The 19,601-nt window shown below is 45.3% G+C and carries 22 protein-coding genes; 13 read left to right on the top strand and 9 right to left on the bottom strand.

The annotated features are described in order from the left end of the window. Positions 1–2: 2 nt before the first annotated feature. Positions 3–329: a cell division protein ZapA gene (zapA, locus tag HBAL_RS15000; protein WP_015828802.1), complete on the bottom strand. Its 327-nt coding sequence runs from the start codon at positions 327–329 to the stop codon at positions 3–5. A gap of 54 nt (positions 330–383) precedes the next feature. Then, a complete protein-coding gene (locus HBAL_RS14995) occupies positions 384–695 on the bottom strand; it encodes a DUF4164 domain-containing protein (RefSeq protein WP_015828801.1) in 312 nt (103 codons plus the stop codon). A gap of 136 nt (positions 696–831) precedes the next feature. Between HBAL_RS14995 and tkt the strand changes: the two genes are divergently transcribed. From tkt to HBAL_RS14955, 8 genes are all read left to right on the top strand, one after another. Continuing rightward, a complete protein-coding gene (tkt, locus tag HBAL_RS14990; protein ID WP_015828800.1) occupies positions 832–2,814 on the top strand; it encodes a transketolase in 1,983 nt (660 codons plus the stop codon). Positions 2,815–2,899: 85 nt separating this feature from the next. After that, positions 2,900–3,907 carry a type I glyceraldehyde-3-phosphate dehydrogenase gene (gene gap / locus HBAL_RS14985; protein WP_015828799.1) on the top strand — a complete coding sequence of 336 codons (1,008 nt, stop codon included), beginning with the start codon at positions 2,900–2,902 and terminating at the stop codon, positions 3,905–3,907. 26 nt (positions 3,908–3,933) lie between these two features. Beyond that, positions 3,934–4,560 (top strand): MarC family protein, encoded by a 627-nt coding sequence (locus HBAL_RS14980; protein WP_015828798.1) that lies wholly within the window; start codon positions 3,934–3,936, stop codon positions 4,558–4,560. A gap of 9 nt (positions 4,561–4,569) precedes the next feature. After that, complete coding sequence (locus HBAL_RS14975) at positions 4,570–5,772, top strand: phosphoglycerate kinase (RefSeq protein ID WP_015828797.1); 1,203 nt, start codon at positions 4,570–4,572, stop codon at positions 5,770–5,772. A 135-nt stretch (positions 5,773–5,907) separates the two neighbouring features. Further along, positions 5,908–6,801, top strand: a complete 894-nt coding sequence (locus tag HBAL_RS14970; RefSeq protein ID WP_015828796.1) for a fructose bisphosphate aldolase — start codon at positions 5,908–5,910, stop codon at positions 6,799–6,801. A 176-nt stretch (positions 6,802–6,977) separates the two neighbouring features. Then, positions 6,978–7,631 carry a thiamine phosphate synthase gene (thiE, locus tag HBAL_RS14965; RefSeq protein WP_015828795.1) on the top strand — a complete coding sequence of 218 codons (654 nt, stop codon included), beginning with the start codon at positions 6,978–6,980 and terminating at the stop codon, positions 7,629–7,631. 119 nt (positions 7,632–7,750) lie between these two features. After that, entirely contained in the window at positions 7,751–8,926 is a 1,176-nt protein-coding gene (locus tag HBAL_RS14960; RefSeq protein WP_233356701.1) for an endo-1,4-beta-xylanase, read from the top strand. A 208-nt stretch (positions 8,927–9,134) separates the two neighbouring features. After that, positions 9,135–9,950 (top strand): inositol monophosphatase family protein, encoded by an 816-nt coding sequence (locus tag HBAL_RS14955; RefSeq protein WP_015828793.1) that lies wholly within the window; start codon positions 9,135–9,137, stop codon positions 9,948–9,950. Between the two features lie 47 nt (positions 9,951–9,997). Here HBAL_RS14955 and HBAL_RS14950 read toward each other — a convergent pair whose 3' ends face one another. After that, positions 9,998–10,498: a DinB family protein gene (locus HBAL_RS14950; protein ID WP_015828792.1), complete on the bottom strand. Its 501-nt coding sequence runs from the start codon at positions 10,496–10,498 to the stop codon at positions 9,998–10,000. A 208-nt stretch (positions 10,499–10,706) separates the two neighbouring features. On the opposite strand from HBAL_RS14950, the gene HBAL_RS14945 reads away from it, so the two are divergent. Further along, positions 10,707–11,987 (top strand): serine hydrolase domain-containing protein, encoded by a 1,281-nt coding sequence (locus HBAL_RS14945; RefSeq protein ID WP_015828791.1) that lies wholly within the window; start codon positions 10,707–10,709, stop codon positions 11,985–11,987. Between the two features lie 6 nt (positions 11,988–11,993). On the opposite strand, the gene HBAL_RS14940 is transcribed toward HBAL_RS14945, so the two are convergent. Then, positions 11,994–13,820 carry an ABC transporter transmembrane domain-containing protein gene (locus HBAL_RS14940; protein WP_015828790.1) on the bottom strand — a complete coding sequence of 609 codons (1,827 nt, stop codon included), beginning with the start codon at positions 13,818–13,820 and terminating at the stop codon, positions 11,994–11,996. A 112-nt stretch (positions 13,821–13,932) separates the two neighbouring features. Between HBAL_RS14940 and rpmE the strand changes: the two genes are divergently transcribed. Beyond that, positions 13,933–14,160 carry a 50S ribosomal protein L31 gene (gene rpmE / locus HBAL_RS14935; protein ID WP_015828789.1) on the top strand — a complete coding sequence of 76 codons (228 nt, stop codon included), beginning with the start codon at positions 13,933–13,935 and terminating at the stop codon, positions 14,158–14,160. 109 nt (positions 14,161–14,269) lie between these two features. On the opposite strand, the gene rcdA is transcribed toward rpmE, so the two are convergent. Continuing rightward, positions 14,270–14,812 carry a protease adaptor protein RcdA gene (rcdA, locus tag HBAL_RS14930; RefSeq protein ID WP_015828788.1) on the bottom strand — a complete coding sequence of 181 codons (543 nt, stop codon included), beginning with the start codon at positions 14,810–14,812 and terminating at the stop codon, positions 14,270–14,272. 173 nt (positions 14,813–14,985) lie between these two features. Beyond that, positions 14,986–15,156 (bottom strand): DUF1192 domain-containing protein, encoded by a 171-nt coding sequence (locus tag HBAL_RS16655; RefSeq protein WP_015828787.1) that lies wholly within the window; start codon positions 15,154–15,156, stop codon positions 14,986–14,988. Positions 15,157–15,270: 114 nt separating this feature from the next. Between HBAL_RS16655 and HBAL_RS14925 the strand changes: the two genes are divergently transcribed. Together HBAL_RS14925 and HBAL_RS14920 are read left to right on the top strand one after the other, a co-directional pair. Then, positions 15,271–16,260 carry an NAD(P)H-quinone oxidoreductase gene (locus HBAL_RS14925; protein WP_015828786.1) on the top strand — a complete coding sequence of 330 codons (990 nt, stop codon included), beginning with the start codon at positions 15,271–15,273 and terminating at the stop codon, positions 16,258–16,260. Between the two features lie 148 nt (positions 16,261–16,408). Next, positions 16,409–17,140: a DUF1013 domain-containing protein gene (locus tag HBAL_RS14920; RefSeq protein WP_015828785.1), complete on the top strand. Its 732-nt coding sequence runs from the start codon at positions 16,409–16,411 to the stop codon at positions 17,138–17,140. A 77-nt stretch (positions 17,141–17,217) separates the two neighbouring features. Here the strand turns inward: HBAL_RS14920 and HBAL_RS14915 are convergent, their stop codons facing one another. From HBAL_RS14915 to HBAL_RS14905, 3 genes are all read right to left on the bottom strand, one after another. Next, the gene (locus HBAL_RS14915) at positions 17,218–18,018 is read right to left on the bottom strand and encodes an SDR family NAD(P)-dependent oxidoreductase (RefSeq protein ID WP_233356700.1); all 801 of its coding nucleotides are present in this window, start codon (positions 18,016–18,018) and stop codon (positions 17,218–17,220) included. Between the two features lie 117 nt (positions 18,019–18,135). Further along, positions 18,136–18,603: a hypothetical protein gene (locus tag HBAL_RS14910; protein ID WP_015828783.1), complete on the bottom strand. Its 468-nt coding sequence runs from the start codon at positions 18,601–18,603 to the stop codon at positions 18,136–18,138. Positions 18,604–18,753: 150 nt separating this feature from the next. Continuing rightward, positions 18,754–18,921: a YdcH family protein gene (locus tag HBAL_RS14905; RefSeq protein WP_015828782.1), complete on the bottom strand. Its 168-nt coding sequence runs from the start codon at positions 18,919–18,921 to the stop codon at positions 18,754–18,756. Positions 18,922–19,155: 234 nt separating this feature from the next. Between HBAL_RS14905 and HBAL_RS14900 the strand changes: the two genes are divergently transcribed. Further along, positions 19,156–19,566, top strand: coding sequence for a barstar family protein (locus tag HBAL_RS14900; RefSeq protein WP_015828781.1), 411 nt, complete (start codon positions 19,156–19,158; stop codon positions 19,564–19,566). Positions 19,567–19,601: the final 35 nt, after the last annotated feature.

Here is a 19,601-nt window from a genome sequence, read left to right as displayed (position 1 = left end):
GTTTAGTGAGCGCGTTCTAAATGTGCAGATAATGATTCAATGCGACTGGCCGCATCAGATAATGCTTTTGCTGCGCGCGCTTCTATTGCTGTTATCCGTTCATCAAGTGATTTAACACCCGCATCCATTTCTGCATCGTCCAATTCATCAAGAAGAGATAGAGCGGCAGCTAGGAATAGTCTTTCTACGCCGATCTCTCCCATGACTTCAGCTAATCCGATGACACGTTTATCCAGACGTTCACCAAGTTTGGTTAAACGTGCTTCCTGTCCTTCTTCACAAGAAACGATGTAGCGCTTCTTATTGATTATTAATTCTGCTTTGCTCATCTTTTCACCCCAAAAAGACACGGGTTTTGATTAATGTCTGTACTTCCCACAATGTCAGACTTTGCCCAATGCCTCTCTTACTTCTTTTATTGCTGCTCCTAAAGCGCTAGAGGCTTCATCGGCGAGCTGTTGTAATTCTTTTTCTCTTGCGCGTGCGCTATCAAGATCCATGGCCAAACGTGCACGGTCGCGTCTCAAAGCTTCGGCTTCTCTTTCGGCGGGACGGGCAGCTTCTAGGCGTTCGAGCATACGGTCTACGCTTCCCGTCAAAGAGGTGACGGCATTGTTCAGGCGTAATTCAGCCTGTCCCAGAATATCTCGGACGGGTGCTTGCTCGCTTTTTTTATCGTTATCTTGCTGATCCATATTAACTATTTTGCTTCACTAAACACTTGGATGCAATCAATTTTTGCAATGGCCATTTGTCGAGGTCTGATCGGAAGGGTCTTGACGTAATTTATAATGCGTTTAACTCAGCTAAAAACAATTCAGGGAAGCCATTATGAGTTCATCAACAGTTGCAAATCGGGATATGGCGAATGCCATACGCGCACTCTCTACAGACGCTATTGAAAAAGCGGGAATTGGGCATCTTGGATTGCCTTTGGGGATGGCAGATGCTGCGACTGTATTGTTTGCTCAGTTTCTAAAATTTGACCCGACAGCACCTAAATGGGCCGACCGCGACCGCTTTGTTTTGTCTGCTGGTCACGGGTCTATGCTCATCTATTCTTTGTTGCATTTAACGGGTTACCCATCCGTATCAATGGAAGATATCAAGCAGTTCCGTCAATTAGGGTCTAAGACACCTGGGCACCCTGAAAATTTCATTACTGAAGGCGTTGAGACAACAACAGGTCCATTGGGGCAGGGGATTGCCACAGCTGTTGGGATGGCGATTGCCGAACGCAATATGAATGCGCGCTATGGTGATGAGCTTGTTGACCATTACACCTATGTGATTGCGGGTGATGGTTGCTTGATGGAAGGTATCTCTCAAGAAGCTTTGACACTTGCTGGCCATTTGGGGCTTGGCAAGTTGATTGTACTTTTCGATGACAATGCCGTGACGATTGATGGCGGTACTGATGTAGCTGATTCAACAAAACAAACAGCGCGTTTTGCCTCTTCTGGATGGCAGGTCGATGCCGTTGACGGTCATGACCCAGAGGCCGTTGCTGAAGCCATAGAGCGCGCAAAAGCAAACACAGACAAGCCAAGCTTGATTGCTTGTAAAACTACAATTGGTTTTGGTGCGCCAACATTTGCCGGACAAGGTAAAGCGCACGGTGGTCCATACCCAGCAGATGAAACTGCGGCACTGCGTGAAAACCTTGGTTTACCAAGTGAGCGTTTTACGGTTGTGCCTGAAGTGCTGGATGCATGGCGTGCTGCGGGTGCGCGTTCTGTGGATGTACGCAAGGCGTGGGAAGCACGTTTGAATGCATTAGATAATGCATCTGAATTTACACGCGCAATGGCAGGCAAGCTTCCTGAAGGCGTAGAAGCTGCGGCGAATGCTCACAAAAAAGAAGTTGCTGAAGGCCAAGCGACAAAAGCAACGCGCCAATGGTCTGGTGCTGCGCTTGAAGTGCTGACAGGTGCTATTCCTGAGATGATCGGTGGATCGGCAGACCTGACTGGTTCAAACAACACGAAAACATCTCACACAACGGCTTTGAACAGTGATGACTGGGCTGGGCGTTATATGCATTATGGTGTGCGTGAACACGCAATGGCGGCTGCGATGAATGGTATGGCACAGCATGGCGGTGTTATCCCTTATTCTGGGACATTCCTCGCATTTGCTGATTATTCTCGTGGTGCGATACGTTTGGGTGCTTTGATGGGTGCGCGCGTTATTCACGTCATGACGCATGATTCAATCGGTCTGGGTGAAGATGGACCAACACACCAACCAGTGGAGCACGTGGCTTCTTTGCGTGCGATGCCGAACATACACGTTATGCGCCCATGTGATGGTGTGGAAACGATGGAAGCGTGGCAAGTGGCATTGAGCCGTGAAAACGGACCTTCTGTTTTGGCTTTAACGCGTCAAGGTGTTGTGCCGGCACGTAAAGATCACACGGATGAAAACTTGGTGGCAAAAGGCGCTTACATTTTATCTGAAGCCAAGGGTGAAGCTCAAGTTGTTTTGATTGCGACTGGATCTGAAGTTGGTCTTGCACTGGAAGCTCAAGAGAAGCTCGCAGCTCAGGACATTGGCGCACGGGTTGTGTCCATGCCATGTATGGAATTATTCCTAGAGCAATCTGACGCATACCAAGCTGAAGTTCTTGGCAGTAACTTACCTAAAGTTGGCGTCGAGGCCGGCGTGCGTTTTGGTTGGGATAGCGTGATAGGATCAGATGGTGAGTTTGTTGGTATGAATGGATTTGGGGCGTCTGCGCCTGCAAAAGATCTGTTCAATCACTTTAACATCACGTCTGATGCCGTTGTGGATGCCGCATTAAAGCAAATCTAATTGACTGACTAATATTGATAAAACTTCGCTACGGGGCCATGTATTCCGTAGCGACACTCACAGGGACTAAAAAGGGAATATAAAGATGGCTGTACGTATAGCAATTAACGGCTTTGGCCGTATCGGACGTTTGGTATTGCGTTCTATTATTGAAAACAACCGCACTGATGTTGAAGTTGTGTCTATCAACGACCTCGGTCCGGTTGAAACAAACGCACACCTTCTAAAATATGACTCTGTTCACGGTACACTTCAGGCGGATGTGTCTGTTGATGGTGATAACATCATTGTAAACGGTAAAGCGATCAAAGTAACAGCTATTCGTGACCCTAAAGAACTTCCACACGCGGAAAACAAAGTTGATATCGCGATGGAATGTACTGGTTTCTTCGCCTCAAAAGAAAAAGCGTCTGCCCACCTTGAAGCAGGTGCAAAACGCGTTCTTGTGTCTGCACCAGCAACGAATGCTGATAAAACAATCGTTTATGGTGTGAACCACGGTACATTGACCGCTGATGACATGGTTGTTTCTAACGCGTCATGTACGACTAACTGTCTATCTCCAGTTGCTAAAGTGTTGAATGACACGATTGGTATCGAAAAAGGTATCATGACAACAATTCACTCATACACTGGTGACCAGCCGACACTCGACCGTATGCACAATGACCTTTATCGCGCACGTGCCGCGGCATTGTCTATGATCCCGACATCAACAGGTGCTGCTAAAGCCGTTGGTTTGGTTCTTCCTGAGTTGAACGGAAAGCTTGATGGTTTTTCTCTACGTGTTCCAACTCCAAACGTGTCTGTCGTTGATTTGAAATTCGTTGCAAAACGCGACACAACAATCGAAGAAATCAACGCTGCTGTTAAAGAAGCTGCTGAAGGTTCTTTGAAAGGTGTGCTAGGTTACACTGAAGTGAAACATGTATCTTCTGACTTTAACCACGACCCACACTCATCAATTTTCCACGCTGACCAAACTAAGGTTATGGATGGAAACTTTGTGTCTGTTCTAGCTTGGTATGACAATGAGTGGGGCTTCTCAACTCGTATGTCTGACACTGCAGTAGAGCTTGCAAAATTTATTTAATAACAACTGACTAAAGAGTATAGTATATGGATTGGGGATCGCTCTATCGAGATTTGATAACGCTGTTTGTGGTTATTGACCCTATTGGAACGATCCCCATTTTTATTGCAGTTACCGCAGGTATGGCACCTGAAAACCGCCCTAAAGTGGCGCTTATCGGTGTGTTGATCGCCGCAATCGTGCTCTACACGTTTTTGATACTTGGGCAGCTGGTTTTTGAAGCGCTTGGGTTGGCGTTAGGATCTTTTCAGATTGCAGGCGGGATAATTCTGTTTTTGTTTGCACTGCAAATGATATTTGGGCCTTCAAAACCCGAAGAAGAACTCAATCAAGCAAAATCAATAAGCCAAAGCGCGGTCTTTCCTTTGGCTATGCCATCTATTGCATCGCCGGGTGCAATTATGACTGTGATTATTCTTACCGATAATCATGGGCATTCCGTTTTGGAACAAACCGCTACCGCAGGGCTGTTGCTGGGTGTGCTTGTGTTCACTTTTGTGCTGCTTCTTCTTGCTAATCCAATACTAAAATTAATCGGGACTTCTGGAGCTAGTGTCATAAGTCGTGTAATGGGAATGATATTGTCCACTGTTGCAGTAGACGCCATTCTAAACGGTTTTGCTGTCCTGAATGTCATAGATTTAAACCATTAGGAGAAAGTCATGTCGAATTTTCGAACAATAGACACGATTGCCAATGAACTAGACGGCAAAACAGCCTTGGTTCGTGTTGATTTTAACGTACCTATGAATGATGCCGGCGAAGTGACAGATGACACACGTCTGCGCGCCGCAATGCCGACAATTAAATTTCTCATCGATAAAGGCGCAAAAGTAGCGCTCTTGGCACACTTTGGTCGCCCAAAAGGTAAAGTGGTTCCAGAGATGAGCCTTGGGCCAGTTGTTCCTGCTATTGAGGCTGTGTTGGGTAAGTCTATTACGTTTGCAACTGCATGCGTAGGCCCAGTTGCGCAACAAGCAATTGATCTTGCTGGTAAAGGCGATGTTATTCTTCTTGAAAATACACGTTTTGAAGCAGGCGAAGAGAAAAATGATACTTCTCTTGCAGAAGAAATGTCCAAGCTTGGTGATATATTCGTCAATGACGCATTTTCTGCGGCGCACCGTGCACATGTCACAACGGAGGGGATAACTAAATTTCTTCCTGCATATGCTGGACGGTCTATGGAAGCAGAGCTGAAATCACTTGATGCAGCGCTTGGGACACCTGTTCGTCCTGTTGTGGCTGTGGTTGGCGGCGCGAAAGTATCTTCTAAAATCGACTTGCTCAAAAACCTTGTGTCCAAAGTAGATACTTTGGCAATTGGCGGCGGTATGGCGAATACATTCCTGTTTGCAGATGGGATAAATGTAGGAAAATCTCTGTGTGAGTCAGAACTAACTGGCACTGTTGCAGAAATTAAAGCAGCTGCTGAAAAGTCCGGCTGTAAGATTTTGCTTCCAACAGATGTTGTGTGTGCCAAAGAATTTAAAGCATTTGCACCGTCGCGTATTTGTGACGCAAATGATGTGGCTGATGATGAGATGATCCTTGATGCAGGTCCTATCGCAGCAGCAGCACTTGTCGATGAAATGTCTAAATCTAAGACAGTTGTCTGGAATGGTCCGCTTGGTGCGTTTGAACTTGAGCCATTTGATGAAGCGACAGTGGCAGCTGCAAAAGGTGCTGGTGATCTCGCAAAATCTGGTAAGATTACTGCGGTTGCAGGCGGTGGAGACACTGTTGCAGCGCTTAATCATGCAGGTGCGGCTGAGGATTTCACCTTTATTTCTACAGCTGGCGGTGCCTTCCTAGAGTGGATGGAAGGTAAAATTTTGCCAGGTGTTGAAGCGCTACGTGCCTAAAAACGTAACAAAACTGACGTTATAGATGCATATAATGTTAGAAGATGAAATGGCGGCACGAAATCTGCTAGGGTTTCGTGCAACCGCAATAAAGCAATAATCGCGAAAACGCGAATGCAAATGGGACAAAATAGAATGACTAACAAAGAAATGGCGCACCAAGCGGCAACCAAAATTGGATTCGTAGCTGCTCTGGACCAATCAGGTGGTTCAACGCCTAAAGCTCTTAAAGCTTATGGTGTAGAAGAGAACGAATATTCCAATGATGATGAAATGTTTGCGCTTGTTCATGAAATGCGTACTCGCATCATTAAATCACCAGCTTTCAATGGCGAAAAAGTTATCGGTGCTATTTTGTTTGAGCGCACGATGGATGGCCAAATTGATGGCATGCCAACAGCAAAATATCTTTGGGAAAAGCGCGGCGTTGTTCCATTCTTGAAAATTGATAAAGGTCTTGCAGACGAAAAAGACGGTGTTCAGTTGATGAAGCCAAACCCAGGTTTGGATGCTTTGCTTGAGCGTGCTGTTGCCAATGGTGTTTATGGTACGAAAATGCGCTCTGTTGTGAATGCAGCTAATGAAGCTGGTATCGCGGCTGTTGTTGCTCAGCAGTTTGAAGTTGGTAAGCAGATTTTGTCACATGGTTTAATGCCGATCATTGAACCAGAAGTGACAATCACAATTGCTGACAAAGCCGAAGCTGAAGCTATTCTTCGCACTGAGATCACAAAACAGCTAGATGCGCTGCCAGACGATTTGCAGGTTATGTTGAAGCTGTCACTTCCAAGCGAAGCAAACTTCTACAAGCCATTGATCGATCACCCACGCGTGCAACGTGTTGTGGCGCTTTCTGGTGGTTATTCACGAGAAGACGCGAATGCAAAGCTTGCATCTAACACAGGCATGATTGCGAGTTTCTCGCGTGCGACGCTTGAAGGTCTTTCAGCCAAGCAAAGTGATGATGAGTTTGATGCAACGCTTTCAGCAACAATCGATTGCATTTGTGAAGCTTCTAAAGCTGGCTAAATCAGTCGCATTTCCATATTGATTGGACAATTTATTTTACCCGCTCCTTAGATATAGGGGCGGGTTTTTATTTTAAAGCGGGACAATATGCGGCTTGGTCAATTTTCTGATGCAAAAACCATAAAAGGCTGACATATAGATTTAGTTACCAAAGCTCTTTGCCTTAATAAGATTAAATGATGAACCAAGAATGCCGCCTATACTTGATCACGCCTCCTGTTATTGAGGATGTGGAAGCTTTTGCACGTGATTGTGAGCAAGCCTTGGATGGGGGAGATGTTGCGTGTCTTCAGATCCGCTTGAAAACGCGTGAAGGTGTTGCTGCAAGTGATGCACATATAGAAGCAGTTGCGAAACGTATACTTCCAATGGCGCAGGCCAAAGATGTGGCTGTATTGATCAATGACCGTCCAGATCTTGCGAAGAAGTTTGGCGCAGATGGTGTGCATATTGGGCAAGATGATGTGACTTTGAAAGACGCGCGTCAGATTGTTGGTGATGATGCTATTGTTGGGGTGACGTGTCATGATAGCCGTCACTTGGGGATGGAAGCAGGTGAGGCGGGGGCTGATTATGTTGCTTTTGGTGCATTCTATCCCACACAAACCAAAGACCCTAAAGCCAAGGCTGAATTGGAAACATTGACTTGGTGGCAACAATTTATTGAAGTTCCCTGCGTTGCGATTGGTGGTATTACGGTTGAAAATGCAAAACCTTTGATTGATGCGGGGGCTGATTTTCTTGCTGTTTCATCGGGCGTCTGGAACTATGCTGACGGACCTAAAGCAGCGGTTGAAGCTTTTAACGTTTTGATGCAGTCAAAGGGTTGAAAATGTCGGACATTTCCGGCAAATTCTGACCTAGATAGCTGATTTTTCTATAATTAACCAAATAATTTAAACGTCGAGCGAATTTTATTGGCTCGATTGGACCGCGTTTGAGAGGTAGCATGATGACTGAGATCGATGCACGACAACGGTTGAAGTTTTTAGTTGGTGGCGTAAGTCTTCTAGCGCTTGGAAGTTGTAGTGGTGGAGGGGGAGGTTCATCGCCTACGCCCACGCCAACATCCACCTCGACGCCAATTGATTATGAACCCACATCTGGATTGTTGCGCAACACATATAGGAATAATTTTAAAATCGGTTCGGCGGCACTAACGCCTCAGATTGATGCAAATGATCCGATAGTCGATCTGCTTAAAAGCCAATTCAATTCTATGATGGCGGAATATGAGATGAAGGCGGATGTCATCTCGCCCTCTGAAGGGGTTTACGATTTTTCAGCTGGTGACAAATTGGTTGCATTCGCTGAGGCCAATGGTTTTGAATTACATGGCCATACGCTTCTCTGGCATTCATCGACACCTGATTATTTCTTTTTAGGCTCCAAAGATGAAATCAAAACGAAACTTCAAAATTATGTGACTGAGGTCGTGACGCATTTTAAAGGTAAGGTGCATTCTTGGCATGTGGTCAATGAAGTAGTCTCAGACAGTGCAAGCGAAACAACTGCGCCATATAGAAATTCTGATTGGTATCAGGCTGTTGGTAGTGCTGAATATATTGATTGGGCATTTGAAGCTGCTCATGCTGCGGACCCAGATGCATTACTTTTTATCAATGAGTACAATACAGAATTTGAAGATAAAAGAGGCCGGTTGATTGAGATAGTCGAAGACCTGCTAGACCGGAACATACCGATTCATGGTGTCGGCCACCAGTGCCATTTAGATTATAGAGATGCCGCATCTTCGGTATTAAGTGCAATTGATGCAGTTGATGATCTTTTTGCTGGACTCGTCAATCACATTACGGAAATGGATATGTCGGTATATGGAGATCCTGGTTCTTGTTGGCAAAATGAAACGGGGTGTGATGCTGATTTTGGTGCGAATGTGCCCGCAGAGCGATTAAAGCTTCAGGCGCAAATCTTCAGAGACCTTTTCAATGGCCTAATATTGCGACCGAGCGTAGAAAACGTTTCATTTTGGGGAGTTTCCGATGCCCATTCATGGCTCAATGAGAGGCCGACTGAGCGCACCAATTACCCTTTATTGTTTGATCGTAATTACAAAGCTAAACCGGCCTTTAGAGCAATAACTGATAGCAATTACGTGATATAGTTTGTTCGTTCTTAGTTGCTCATTTGTGATGGAAATTTAAAAGGGGTGGGTTTGATTGTTGGGTGTAGAATTTGTAAAATCGCCTTGAAATTGAGCTACAATGGCTTGTTACCTTGATAATTTGCTCTGACTAGGATAGACGCCCCGTCTGGTATTTTACTTTGTGATCTCCACACACATCGCAAAGACTGCTCTTAGGAAATCAAAAATGTCGCGTCCTTCACCCACCGTATCGATAATGATTGAAGCTGCTCAGGCGGCTGGCCGTAAATTATTGCGTGATTTTGGCGAAGTGGAACAGCTTCAGATTTCTAAAAAAGGACCGGCAGATTTTGTTTCTGCTGCTGACAGAAAAGCCGAAGAGATATGTTTTGATCGCTTATCCAAGAAGCGTCCGGGCTATGGCTTTTTGATGGAAGAGGGCGGCATTGTAGAGGGATCTGATAAATCACACCGTTTTATTGTTGACCCGTTAGATGGCACAACAAATTTCCTTCATGGTATCCCGCATTTCGCCGTATCAATCGGGCTTGAGCGCGATGGTGAATTGCGTGCAGGTGTTGTGCATGATGTGATCCGCAATGAAATTTTCTGGGCAGAGACAGGTGAAGGTGCTTGGTTAGAAAATAGACGTCTACGTGTATCTAATCGCCGTAAACTTGGCGAAAGCGTTCTTGCCACAGGCATTCCCTTTATGGGGCGTGGTGATCACCCGGAGTTTTTGAAAGAACTTAACATCTTAATGGGTGAAGTTGCTGGTATTCGCCGTTTTGGTGCAGCTTCGCTTGATTTGGCTTATGTCGCTGCTGGTCGCTTTGATGGTTTCTGGGAAAGAGGGTTGGCACCATGGGATGTGGCGGCGGGAATTGTTCTAGTTCGCGAAGCTGGCGGTGTCGTCAATGGCCTTGGCGGTAAGGAACCGCTAAATGATGGGGATCTCGTTTGCGGGAATTCTACACTGGTTGCCAAAATGACAGATCGTATTGAAGGTCGCGTGAAGCCCAAGTCTTCTGATACATTTTAGTTTGATTTAAGGGCCAGATATTTTCTGGCCTTTTTGTTTCCATGCTCTTATTTCGGCATAAGCGGCAGATCAGTGTCGCCAACATCAATGCCGATTGGCTTGAGCATTTGTGTAATTTGGCCACGATGATGGGTTTGGTGATTGAACAAGTGTGTGATGCATAGCCAGAAGGGTTTAGTGATTAAATCACCACCCCATGCGGGTTTCCAACTCAGATCACCTGATACTTGGTTTTCTTCAAGTGTGTTGGACCATTTTATGATGTATGCTGCCATTTTGAAATGTTCATCACGCAGGGTTTGAAAATCGTCAAATAAGTCGACGCCCATTTGCCCGTCCTGGATTGGATAAGTTTTACCAGTAAACCTGTTCATCCAACGAATGTCAGCCCAGAGGAGATGGTTCAGAGTTGAATGAATGGATTTAAAAAAAGCACCACGATCCTTTTTCAGCTCTTCAATCGTTAGGTCTTTTATGGCGGTATAGATTTTGGTTGTCATCCATTGATTATAGAGGGCAAGTTGCTGGTAATTTCTGGTCAAATTCATGCGTGATATTCCATCTGGAGGACGAGTTGAATTTTGTTTCTCTCAACATAATTGATTAATGAGCTGTTCAGATTGAAGGTTCAGAATATAATCACATTCTGTGCGTTTTGCTAAATTGAATAAAAAGATGGTTTCACCTCAATTCTGACTCGATTGGTCGCAAAGTGCAGCTTGCAATATAGGTCTGTCAATTTGGCAAAGGTTCAAAATGTCGTCATTCTTAGGTCGTATGAATCAAGTCGTTTCTATATTTTTTGCGCTTGGAGTTTTCTTCTCAGGTATTCAAGCGCTCGCGCAGGAATCTAGTGCTTATCATTTCGATGAGGAACCAAATATAAGTGCGCCTTCTTTAGCGCCGCCAGCGCCCGCGCCGGTGCTTGACCTTGCCTATATTGATCAACGTGCTGAAAAATTAATGCAAGAAGACCAGATGATCGGTTTTGCCCTAGCTGTTGTTGAGAAGGGCGAAATTTCATTTGTAAAAGGATATGGGAAAACCTATCCGGGTGGTCCTGCAGTTGATAAAGACACGGTTTTTCGTTGGGCATCCTTGTCTAAAGGCATGGCAGGTACACTTGCTGGTGTTTTGAATAAAAATGGAGCGTTAGATTTAAAAGCGCCAATATCTGATTTTCATACGTCTTTGCGATTACCCAAAAACGGCCTCTCGACGTTAAAAGTAGAGGACATACTTTCGCATCAGTTGGGGATTGTTCCTAATGCCTATGATACGCGGCTAGAGGATGGCATTGATCCGAAAATCATACGCAAAGATCTAGGTAAACTGACCAATATTTGTACGCCAGGTGAGTGTCATTCATATCAGAATGTTGCCTTTGACACGATTTCAGAAGTGATGGCAGAAGCAACTGGTAAAGATTATAAGGACTTGGTGACAGAATATATTTTTGCACCCCTTAATATGCGTTCAGCTAGCCTAACGAAAGATGATCTAAAACGTACAGGTAACTGGGCGCGGCCATTTGGATATTCGTCTGGAATTTCTATGATGCGTCCGGTCGAGCTAAATGACAATTATTATAAAGTTCCTGCGGCAGGCGGTATGAACTCATCTATTGAAGATTTAGCGCAATATATGCGCGCCCAAATGGGTTTGGTGCCCGAAGTCCTGCCAGAAGATGTTTTGCAAGAGATACACACACCGCGTACACCAACGTGGAAAGAACGTAATCGCATGCGGCGCAAATCTTCGCATGTCACACATGCTGATTATGCTCTAGGGTGGCGTGTTTATGATTATGCGGGTCATAAATTGATTGGACATCGCGGAGCTGTGAGAGGTTATCGTGCCATGATCTTGTTTGATCCAGTATTGGATACAGGGATTGTTGCTATGTGGAATTCAACGTCTAGCAAACCTGTCGGTCTCCAATTTGAGTTGATGGATATGGCTTATGGTTTTGAGCGAACCAAATGGATGCAGCTCACTTCCGATGAAAGTGAGCCGATCAGACATGGTGGTGATTAGCTTCAGCTAGGTGCCTGAAAATTGAAGTTCGGCCAGATGGGCATAAATGCCGCCTTGCTTGACGAGACTTTCATGATCGCCTTCTTCCGCCACACTTCCTTGATCCATCACAATGATACGATCTGCTCTGCGCACTGTTGCCAAACGGTGTGCGATAACAAGCGTTGTACGGTCGTCTGATGCGCGATCTAGGGCAGACTGTACCAAGCGCTCGTTTTCGGCATCCAGCGCGCTTGTAGCTTCATCTAGCAGCATAACAGGAGCGTTTCGTACGAGTGCGCGTGCAATAGCGACCCGTTGGCGCTCTCCACCCGATAAATTCTTGCCGCGTCCGCCCAATTCAGCATCGAGTCCTTGTTTCGTCTGAAGGAATTGCCAAGCTTCTGACGCTTTAAGGGCGTTGATAATGTCTTCATCTGAAGCTTCTGGGAATGCAAAGCGCATATTGTCGGCTGCTGACCCTGAAAACAAAGCTGCTTCTTGTGGGACATATCCAAATTGAGCGCGCCATTCTTGTGGTGTGACGGCGCGTGCATCCATTCCATCAAGCAAGACTGCGCCGGCATTAGGATCATAGAAACGCAATAGCAAACGAAACACAGTGGATTTACCCGCACCAGATGGTCCGACAAGCGCAACTGTTTCACCTGCTTTGATATTGAGATCGAAACCATTCAGTGCCGAGCGTTGTGAATCTGTCGGATAGGAAAAGGATACATTGTCGAAACGCACAGCACCAGTAACAGGGGATGGTAGATTAAGAGGCTTTTCAGGCGCGCGGATGTCAGGATCTTCATTGAGGATTTCTGAACACCGCTGAATAGCACCGGAGGTTCGCATGGCCGCATTGAAAACATCAGCCAGCATGCCAAAACCGGAAACACCTGATAGGGCATACATCGCAAACTGGGCCAACTCTCCAGACGTCATTCGGCCTGCAAGCACTTCCTGAATGGCCAGCCATGCCATGAAGGCGATACCAGTAAATAATCCGAAGATAATTGAACCTGACATAAGCGTTTGCGCGCCAATGCGGCGACGGGCAGCGATGAATGCAGTTTCACATGCTTGGCGGAAACGGCTGGCGCGTGTGGCTTCTTGTCCATACGCTTGAACCAGTTCAATTGCTTCAAGGCTCTCAGAAGCTTCTCCTGCGGCATCAGCAATACGGTCTTGAACAGCAGTAGAGAGTTTACGCACACGCGTACCGATCACGAACATGGGTATCATAATGAGCGGCACTGCGATGAACATAACACCGGTTAAGCGCCAGTTCAGGATGAACATCATGATTAGCGCACCTGTGAGGGAAAGCGCATTGCGTAAAAAGATTGAAGCGGAAGAACCAAGAAAACTTTCAATTAAAGTGACATCGGCAGTTAGACGAGAGACAGCTTCACCTGATCGCAGGCTGGAATAATAACCAGATGAGAGGTTGATGAGTTTTTGGTACACATCTGATCGTAAATCGGCGGCGGCACGTTCACCTAGCAATGACATGAAATAAAAGCGCGCTGAGGTGATGAGTGTCATGAGGATGACCACACCGATAAAGGTTTTGAAGCCGTTATTGATAGCTGGGATGTCGTTATTGGCGAGGCCATTGTCGACGATGCCGCGCAATACAACAGGCAAATAGAGCGTGATACCCACACCAGCAAGAAGCAGAAGTAGAGCAGGCCAGAAAATAACACCTCTTCCAGCAACATATGGCCATAACTGAAAGAGAGGACGTAGTTTCTTGCTGCGTGGTCTATCGGGTAGGGCAGCTGATCCACGTTTCTGTGTGCCAGCTTTGCGATCAATATCGGCTTGTGTTTGGTGTTCTGTCATATTTTATTCTGCTCTAAAACCCAGTTAGGGGTTGATAAATGTCTCTATATCCGGTAAGCGCGCTGCTTCGATTTTAAAAACTAAGACCAAGGCGTTTAAGGGCCACGTACCGATGAAACAAGACGTACATCCGGACTATCACTTCATCACTGTCAAGATGACAGATGGAACTTCTTACAAAACTCGTTCAACAATGGGTAAAGAAGGCGATACTCTTCAGTTGGATATTGACCCTAAGACACACCCAGCTTGGACTGGTGGAAACCAGCACATGATGGACCGTGCAGGTCGTGTATCTCGCTTTAACGACAAATTCTCTGGCTTTATGAAAAAGAAATAAGGTGTTGCACCTGATTTTCTAGACTGTTCATTCAGTTGTCAGAAAAACAATAAAAAACCCGCTTCAGATTTTGAAGCGGGTTTTTTTGTGTTTCAGTTTATATTTAACATTATTTTACATTGCGCCAGATCGCGAGAGGATCAAAAGCACCGCTTTCAGCTATGTCTTGCAGGCGCTGTAATTGATTGCCGACAGGGTTTTCAGTTGGTGTTTCTTCGACGGCAAATAATGTTTCATCTAGTCGCCATACACGCTCATAAAGAGCTCGTGAGCGCACAACAAGATCTTGGAGCATTTCAGGTAAATGCTCTACTGCTGTGAGTTGACGTAATTCTCCCGGCGCGGACAAACGAAATTTGTCTTCACCTGCTTCATCAGATGTCATATCGCCTTCACGGACGGCGCGTTGCACAACAAGCCAGCTTGCCGATTGCATTAAGCGCGTTGTGACTTCCATGCTTTCAGCAGCGTACACAAGGGCTTTTTCACGATCCAATTGACGGCTTTGCTGGCGGCCTGGTCCATCAAGATATGCGGCAGCTTCTTCAACAAGTGCCATGCCCTCTTTGAAAAGACGGTCAAACACTTCAGATGAAGCGAATTCGGTTACGCGATTTTTCCAGCCGTCTCCGACTAATGAAACAGATTTCATTTAGACACCCAATAATTTTGGACCTTGGATTATTTTGTAGCGCATACTTGTTGATTGTACACTGCCTAAGGTCAGGACCATAATTCTATATAGCATGAAGAGTCTTATTTAAGTCTCTACATGATGTTTTAATATGCAGGAGAGAGTCCAGTTTATAACGATTTGAGGCGGCTTTATTGGCCAAATATGGCATCGGCGGCGTTTTTAACGGACTTTTTCTTGATAATTTCTGCTTCGCAGCGAGCAATTTCTTCTTTTAGCGTTTCAATTTGGGATGCCAGTTCTTCTAGAGACATATCCTCGAGTGCGCGTGGTGGTTTAATGCGTGGTTCTTCTTCAAACATGATATTACCTCAACTCTCCAGAGAAACAGGCATTTAGAATATCCTCTTTGGGCACTATCGTGAAGCTTGGTGCGACGCTAATCTGCTTTGCAAAGCACAAAAGAGGGATATGTTATGGTTCAGGACAGCACAGCCAATCAAATGATGAAGGCCATCATTGTTAAGGACGATAAATCCTTGTCATGGGAAGAAGTGGTCAAACCGTCTCCTAAAGCTAAAGAAGTGCTCATAAAAGTTGTGGCGGCAGGGTTAAACCGCGCCGATATCCTTCAAAGACGTGGCATGTATCCACCTCCTGAAGGGGCACCGGATATTATGGGGCTTGAAGTCTCGGGTTATGTTGAAGCTGTTGGTGAGGGTGTTGATGATTGGCAATTAGGCCAAGAAGTATGTGCATTATTGCCTGCTGGTGGATATGCTGAATATGCCATTGCACATCATGGAAGTGTTATGCCTGTTCCTGAGGGCGTGTCTTTACAAGAAGCCGCGTTACTCCCCGAGGCAGTTCTGACTGTGTGGGCGAATGTCTATGATATAGCAGTTTTACACCCTGGTGAGACCTTGTTCATTCAAGGAGGTGCATCGGGGATTGGCACGACAGCTATTCAAATGGCCAAAGCTATGGGTGCGAATGTCTATGTGACGGCAGGCAGCGATGAAAAATGTAAAGCCTGCATTGAGTTGGGAGCAGATGGGGCATTTAACTACAAAACAACTGATTTTGAAGAAGAGCTAAAGGCTGTTGGCGGTGCTGACGTTATTTTAGACATGGTAGGCGGTGATTACTTGCCTAAACATATCAATGCATTGAATTTTGGAGGAAGGTTGGTTCACATAGCTGTTCAAGGCGGCCTTAAAGGAGAGGTGAATATCCTTAAAGTCATGATGAAGCAGTTAAATATTACTGGTTCAACTTTAAGGGGGCGCAATGATGTAGCGAAGATGCATTTAGCTAATATGGCCGTTGAAGAAGTTTGGCCGTGGGTGGCGAGCGGGCAGGTGAGGCCGATTGTTGATTCAAGTTTTGCTATGCAGAAGGCTGAAAAAGCACATGACCGCATGACGAGTGGTGAGCATATCGGGAAAATCATGTTGACGCTGTAAAAGCAGATTGTCGAAAATGTTCTGCTTTGGGAATTCACAAATCCGCTAAATATGCGTATACTGATTGCAACTAACGTTTTGTCTCACACTAGGTGAGATCAAATCGCCCGGCCCAAGTGCCGGGCGAAATTGTTTTTGGAGGCGACTAATGGCCAATATTCTTATGCCTAAAGCGACAGCCGTTTGGCTTGTTGACAACACTGCACTGACATTTGAGCAGATCGCTGACTTCTGTGAACTGCACCGTCTGGAAGTAAAAGGTATTGCAGATGGTGAAGTAGCTGAGCACATGCGCGGTGTGGACCCTGTGTCTCGTGGGGAGCTAACGCGTGATGAGATTTCTCGCGGCGAAGCAGATGAAAAATACGAATTGAAACCAGCATCGTCCAAGTTTGATAAGGTTGTTGCTCCACCAAAGCGCAAGGGCGCACGTTATACGCCGGTTTCTCGCCGTAGTGACCGTCCAGACGCGATCACATGGTTTATTCGTCACCACCCAGAAATTTCAGATGCTCAGATTTCTAAAATTATTGGTACGACAAAAAATACGATTGAAGCTATTCGGACGAAATCACACTGGAATTCTGAAAACCTAAAACCTGTTGATCCTGTGACGCTTGGTCTATGTTCTCAACTCGAACTTGATGCGTTGGTTGCTAAAGCTTCAGCCAAACGTCAGAAAATGGAAGAAAACCGTGAAATCGGCTCCGTTGGAGCAGGTATTGATATGCTGAGAACAAATGAAGAGGGTGGATTAGAAACTTCTGATCCATTCGCTGATTTTGGTGCGGAAGCGAAACGCAAGTCTGACCAGAATGAACCAAATGCAGATGACGTGTTTGCGAATTTTGGAAAATCTTCTGAGGAAGACAAAGACTAAAACAATATAATGGTTTCAATGTAAAAAGGGCGAATAGATTTCCATATCTGTTCGCCTTTTTTATTGGCGCTGCTTGCTTAGTCTGCGGTGCGGTCTAAGTCATAAATGCCATTTAGCATGGAGCGGCCACCGTCTAGAATTATAGACTGACCTGTCATGTTCGCGCCGCCTTCTCCGGCTAGAAAGAGTGCGGCAGCTGAGATTTCTTCTGCATAAGAATGGCGTCCAAGCGGAGTGCGCTTTTTAAGCCAAGGTTCTTCATTCTCTGCACGCGGCCTAACGGCGATGATGGCGTTTGTGCGGATGCGCAGAGCCGCCAGATCAATCGTGGTTGCCTTGGCTGCTGCCAGTGCCATCGATTGTGCGACGTGTTGAGAATAGGTGCCGGGATCTCCATAGAGTGCGCCTAAACCAAAAACTTGAATGAAGCTAGGATTGGCTGTTTTTGCTTCTGTTGGCTCCATGTCTTCCATTTGCCGAACCATCTGATCGCTAAAAAGCCGGATCGCTGCAGAAATAGAACGCGCTGGCGCTATTATTTTCTCTTCAAATTCATCTAGTTTTGTGTCTGAGAAGCGTTTGGCGGCAGGCAATTTAGGGATGTGACATACCGCATCTACGCGCCCAAATGTGCTCATTGCTCCTGATAGGATATTGTTTAATCCCATATTTGTTGAGATGCATGAAGGCGCTAGTGTGTCTACTTTGTCCTTTAGATCATCTTTGATCGCCGCAAGAGCTTTAGCATCTGTATCGGCTAGAAATACATTCCAACCATCTTTTGTAAAAGCATTCGCACAATGCTCACCAATGCGTTTGGCTCCACCGATTATAACAAGTGTTTTGGGGGAGGCGACCATTCGGGAAAACTCCGTCATTTATTGAGTTCAAACAAATAAAGGGATTGGACATAAAATCCAACCCTAAAATTTGAACGATGCGGCCTGTAACATTCTGATGTTATTCAGGTTTCGAAATTGAATGTTGAAGAATGGCTATTTTCTGTCTTCATCAGTTTGAGATGCCGAAGTATCTTCTGCTTCTGCTTCTGCTTCTGCTTCTGCTTCTGCTGTTTCTGTCACTTCAACAATTTCAGCTTCGGGAGAAATGGACTCAACTTCACCGTCAACTTCATCAGTTTCGTCAGCTGAATTTACTTCTTCCCATTCTTCATCTTCTGGCCCCCAGAGAGATTCGTTCAGAAGAGTAATGCGCTCGTTTAGGCTGTGTTGTGCAGCTAAGCCTTCGCTTAGAAGACGTACAATCATCCATATGGCTAATGGTATCGCGAGTGCAGCAGCAGCAACGAGTAGTGCTGTAAACGGGCGCCACTTAAACAAGTGCCCTATCGCGTGGAGCATACCCATTGCGGATAATGCTGCGAGGCACACTGTCAGGAGTGTGTTGGCCGATTTTAACATCCCTGGGGACAGCAATTGCTCAGGGTCGATTGGTCCACGCATATTTACAGCCTTTCATGTCATCTGTTTGGAGTTTGTATAGTCGCTTAAGATGAAGAGAGAGCAAATACGAAGCCAATAATTAGATAATAAAAACCTATTTCTCCAATTGGGCGATTACTGTCCGAGGGATTGTGAGGGGGAGACGAGAATTTACGCAGATTTTAGCGAAATAATCTCGTCTTTAATTCGCAATTTTTTCTGCTTTAGATCAAGCATTTCCTGATCAGTTGTTGAGGGGTGTTTTCGTTTGTCTTCGAGTACCGTTTCGAGACGTTTATGACGTTCACTCAGTTCACGGATACGTGCGTCTGTGCTCATTCAAACCTCCTACTATATGGTCCGATAAGTTAAGCATAGAGTTTTTAATGAGTCATCACCTTTGAGTTTAAAAAGATTTCACTTGTTGTTTCATTATCTACACGCACTCATAATTCAATCGTGATTGAAACATGGGTCGTACTTGGTATGCTTCTCATGATAAAATGCTCCAAAATTTTATTATATTTAGCGTTCGGCCGAATGCTAAATCGGCGAAGTTTTCAGGATTTTTCAATGACAAAAACCTTCACGCTGGATGGAAATAAAATAACAGATATTGCCTCTTTTTATGATGAGGTGAATCATGTCTTTATGAGTGAAGAAGATTGGGACATAGGGCAAAGTCTGGATGCGCTAAATGATCTATTCTATGGGAGTTTTGGTGCTATTAAGGGGCGTGAAAAGATCAAGCTTATCTGGACAAATGTAGAGCAAAGCAAGCAGCGATTGGGGATGGAGACAACAAGAAATTTATACCAAGAAAAATTAAAGCAACCTGAGCTGTTTAATATCACGTTGATCAAGAAAAATTTAGCAGATTTGGAGGCTGGAGAAGGAGGACTTACTTATTTTGATATTGTTCTGGAGATAGTTGCCAATCATACCAATATTGAGCTGGTATTTGATTGGAAATTTTCAGTATAAGTTGCATATTTGCTTTTTGTATTTAGGCTTTTAAA

The organism is Hirschia baltica ATCC 49814 (assembly GCF_000023785.1).
Classification (GTDB): domain Bacteria; phylum Pseudomonadota; class Alphaproteobacteria; order Caulobacterales; family Hyphomonadaceae; genus Hirschia; species Hirschia baltica.
The sequence above is the reverse complement of the archived record's forward strand: the minus strand, read 5'-3'. Positions and strand labels throughout refer to the sequence as shown.

Bases quoted from the DNA above. Each gene is read 5' to 3' on its own strand.
- HBAL_RS14955 (WP_015828793.1), top strand. From the start codon at position 9,135: ATGTCGCGTCCTTCACCCACCGTATCGATAATGATTGAAGCTGCTCAG.
- HBAL_RS14950 (WP_015828792.1), bottom strand. From the start codon at position 10,498: ATGAATTTGACCAGAAATTACCAGCAACTTGCCCTCTATAATCAATGG.
- HBAL_RS14925 (WP_015828786.1), top strand. From the start codon at position 15,271: ATGGTTCAGGACAGCACAGCCAATCAAATGATGAAGGCCATCATTGTT.
- tkt (WP_015828800.1), top strand. From the start codon at position 832: ATGAGTTCATCAACAGTTGCAAATCGGGATATGGCGAATGCCATACGC.
- HBAL_RS14900 (WP_015828781.1), top strand. From the start codon at position 19,156: ATGACAAAAACCTTCACGCTGGATGGAAATAAAATAACAGATATTGCC.
- HBAL_RS14975 (WP_015828797.1), top strand. From the start codon at position 4,570: ATGTCGAATTTTCGAACAATAGACACGATTGCCAATGAACTAGACGGC.
- gap (WP_015828799.1), top strand. From the start codon at position 2,900: ATGGCTGTACGTATAGCAATTAACGGCTTTGGCCGTATCGGACGTTTG.
- HBAL_RS14970 (WP_015828796.1), top strand. From the start codon at position 5,908: ATGACTAACAAAGAAATGGCGCACCAAGCGGCAACCAAAATTGGATTC.
- HBAL_RS14920 (WP_015828785.1), top strand. From the start codon at position 16,409: ATGGCCAATATTCTTATGCCTAAAGCGACAGCCGTTTGGCTTGTTGAC.
- thiE (WP_015828795.1), top strand. From the start codon at position 6,978: ATGATGAACCAAGAATGCCGCCTATACTTGATCACGCCTCCTGTTATT.
- HBAL_RS14910 (WP_015828783.1), bottom strand. From the start codon at position 18,603: ATGCGTGGACCAATCGACCCTGAGCAATTGCTGTCCCCAGGGATGTTA.
- HBAL_RS14915 (WP_233356700.1), bottom strand. From the start codon at position 18,018: ATGACGGAGTTTTCCCGAATGGTCGCCTCCCCCAAAACACTTGTTATA.
- HBAL_RS14940 (WP_015828790.1), bottom strand. From the start codon at position 13,820: ATGACAGAACACCAAACACAAGCCGATATTGATCGCAAAGCTGGCACA.
- HBAL_RS16655 (WP_015828787.1), bottom strand. From the start codon at position 15,156: ATGTTTGAAGAAGAACCACGCATTAAACCACCACGCGCACTCGAGGAT.
- HBAL_RS14945 (WP_015828791.1), top strand. From the start codon at position 10,707: ATGTCGTCATTCTTAGGTCGTATGAATCAAGTCGTTTCTATATTTTTT.
- HBAL_RS14960 (WP_233356701.1), top strand. From the start codon at position 7,751: ATGATGACTGAGATCGATGCACGACAACGGTTGAAGTTTTTAGTTGGT.
- zapA (WP_015828802.1), bottom strand. From the start codon at position 329: ATGAGCAAAGCAGAATTAATAATCAATAAGAAGCGCTACATCGTTTCT.
- HBAL_RS14995 (WP_015828801.1), bottom strand. From the start codon at position 695: ATGGATCAGCAAGATAACGATAAAAAAAGCGAGCAAGCACCCGTCCGA.
- rcdA (WP_015828788.1), bottom strand. From the start codon at position 14,812: ATGAAATCTGTTTCATTAGTCGGAGACGGCTGGAAAAATCGCGTAACC.
- HBAL_RS14980 (WP_015828798.1), top strand. From the start codon at position 3,934: ATGGATTGGGGATCGCTCTATCGAGATTTGATAACGCTGTTTGTGGTT.
- HBAL_RS14905 (WP_015828782.1), bottom strand. From the start codon at position 18,921: ATGAGCACAGACGCACGTATCCGTGAACTGAGTGAACGTCATAAACGT.
- rpmE (WP_015828789.1), top strand. From the start codon at position 13,933: ATGAAACAAGACGTACATCCGGACTATCACTTCATCACTGTCAAGATG.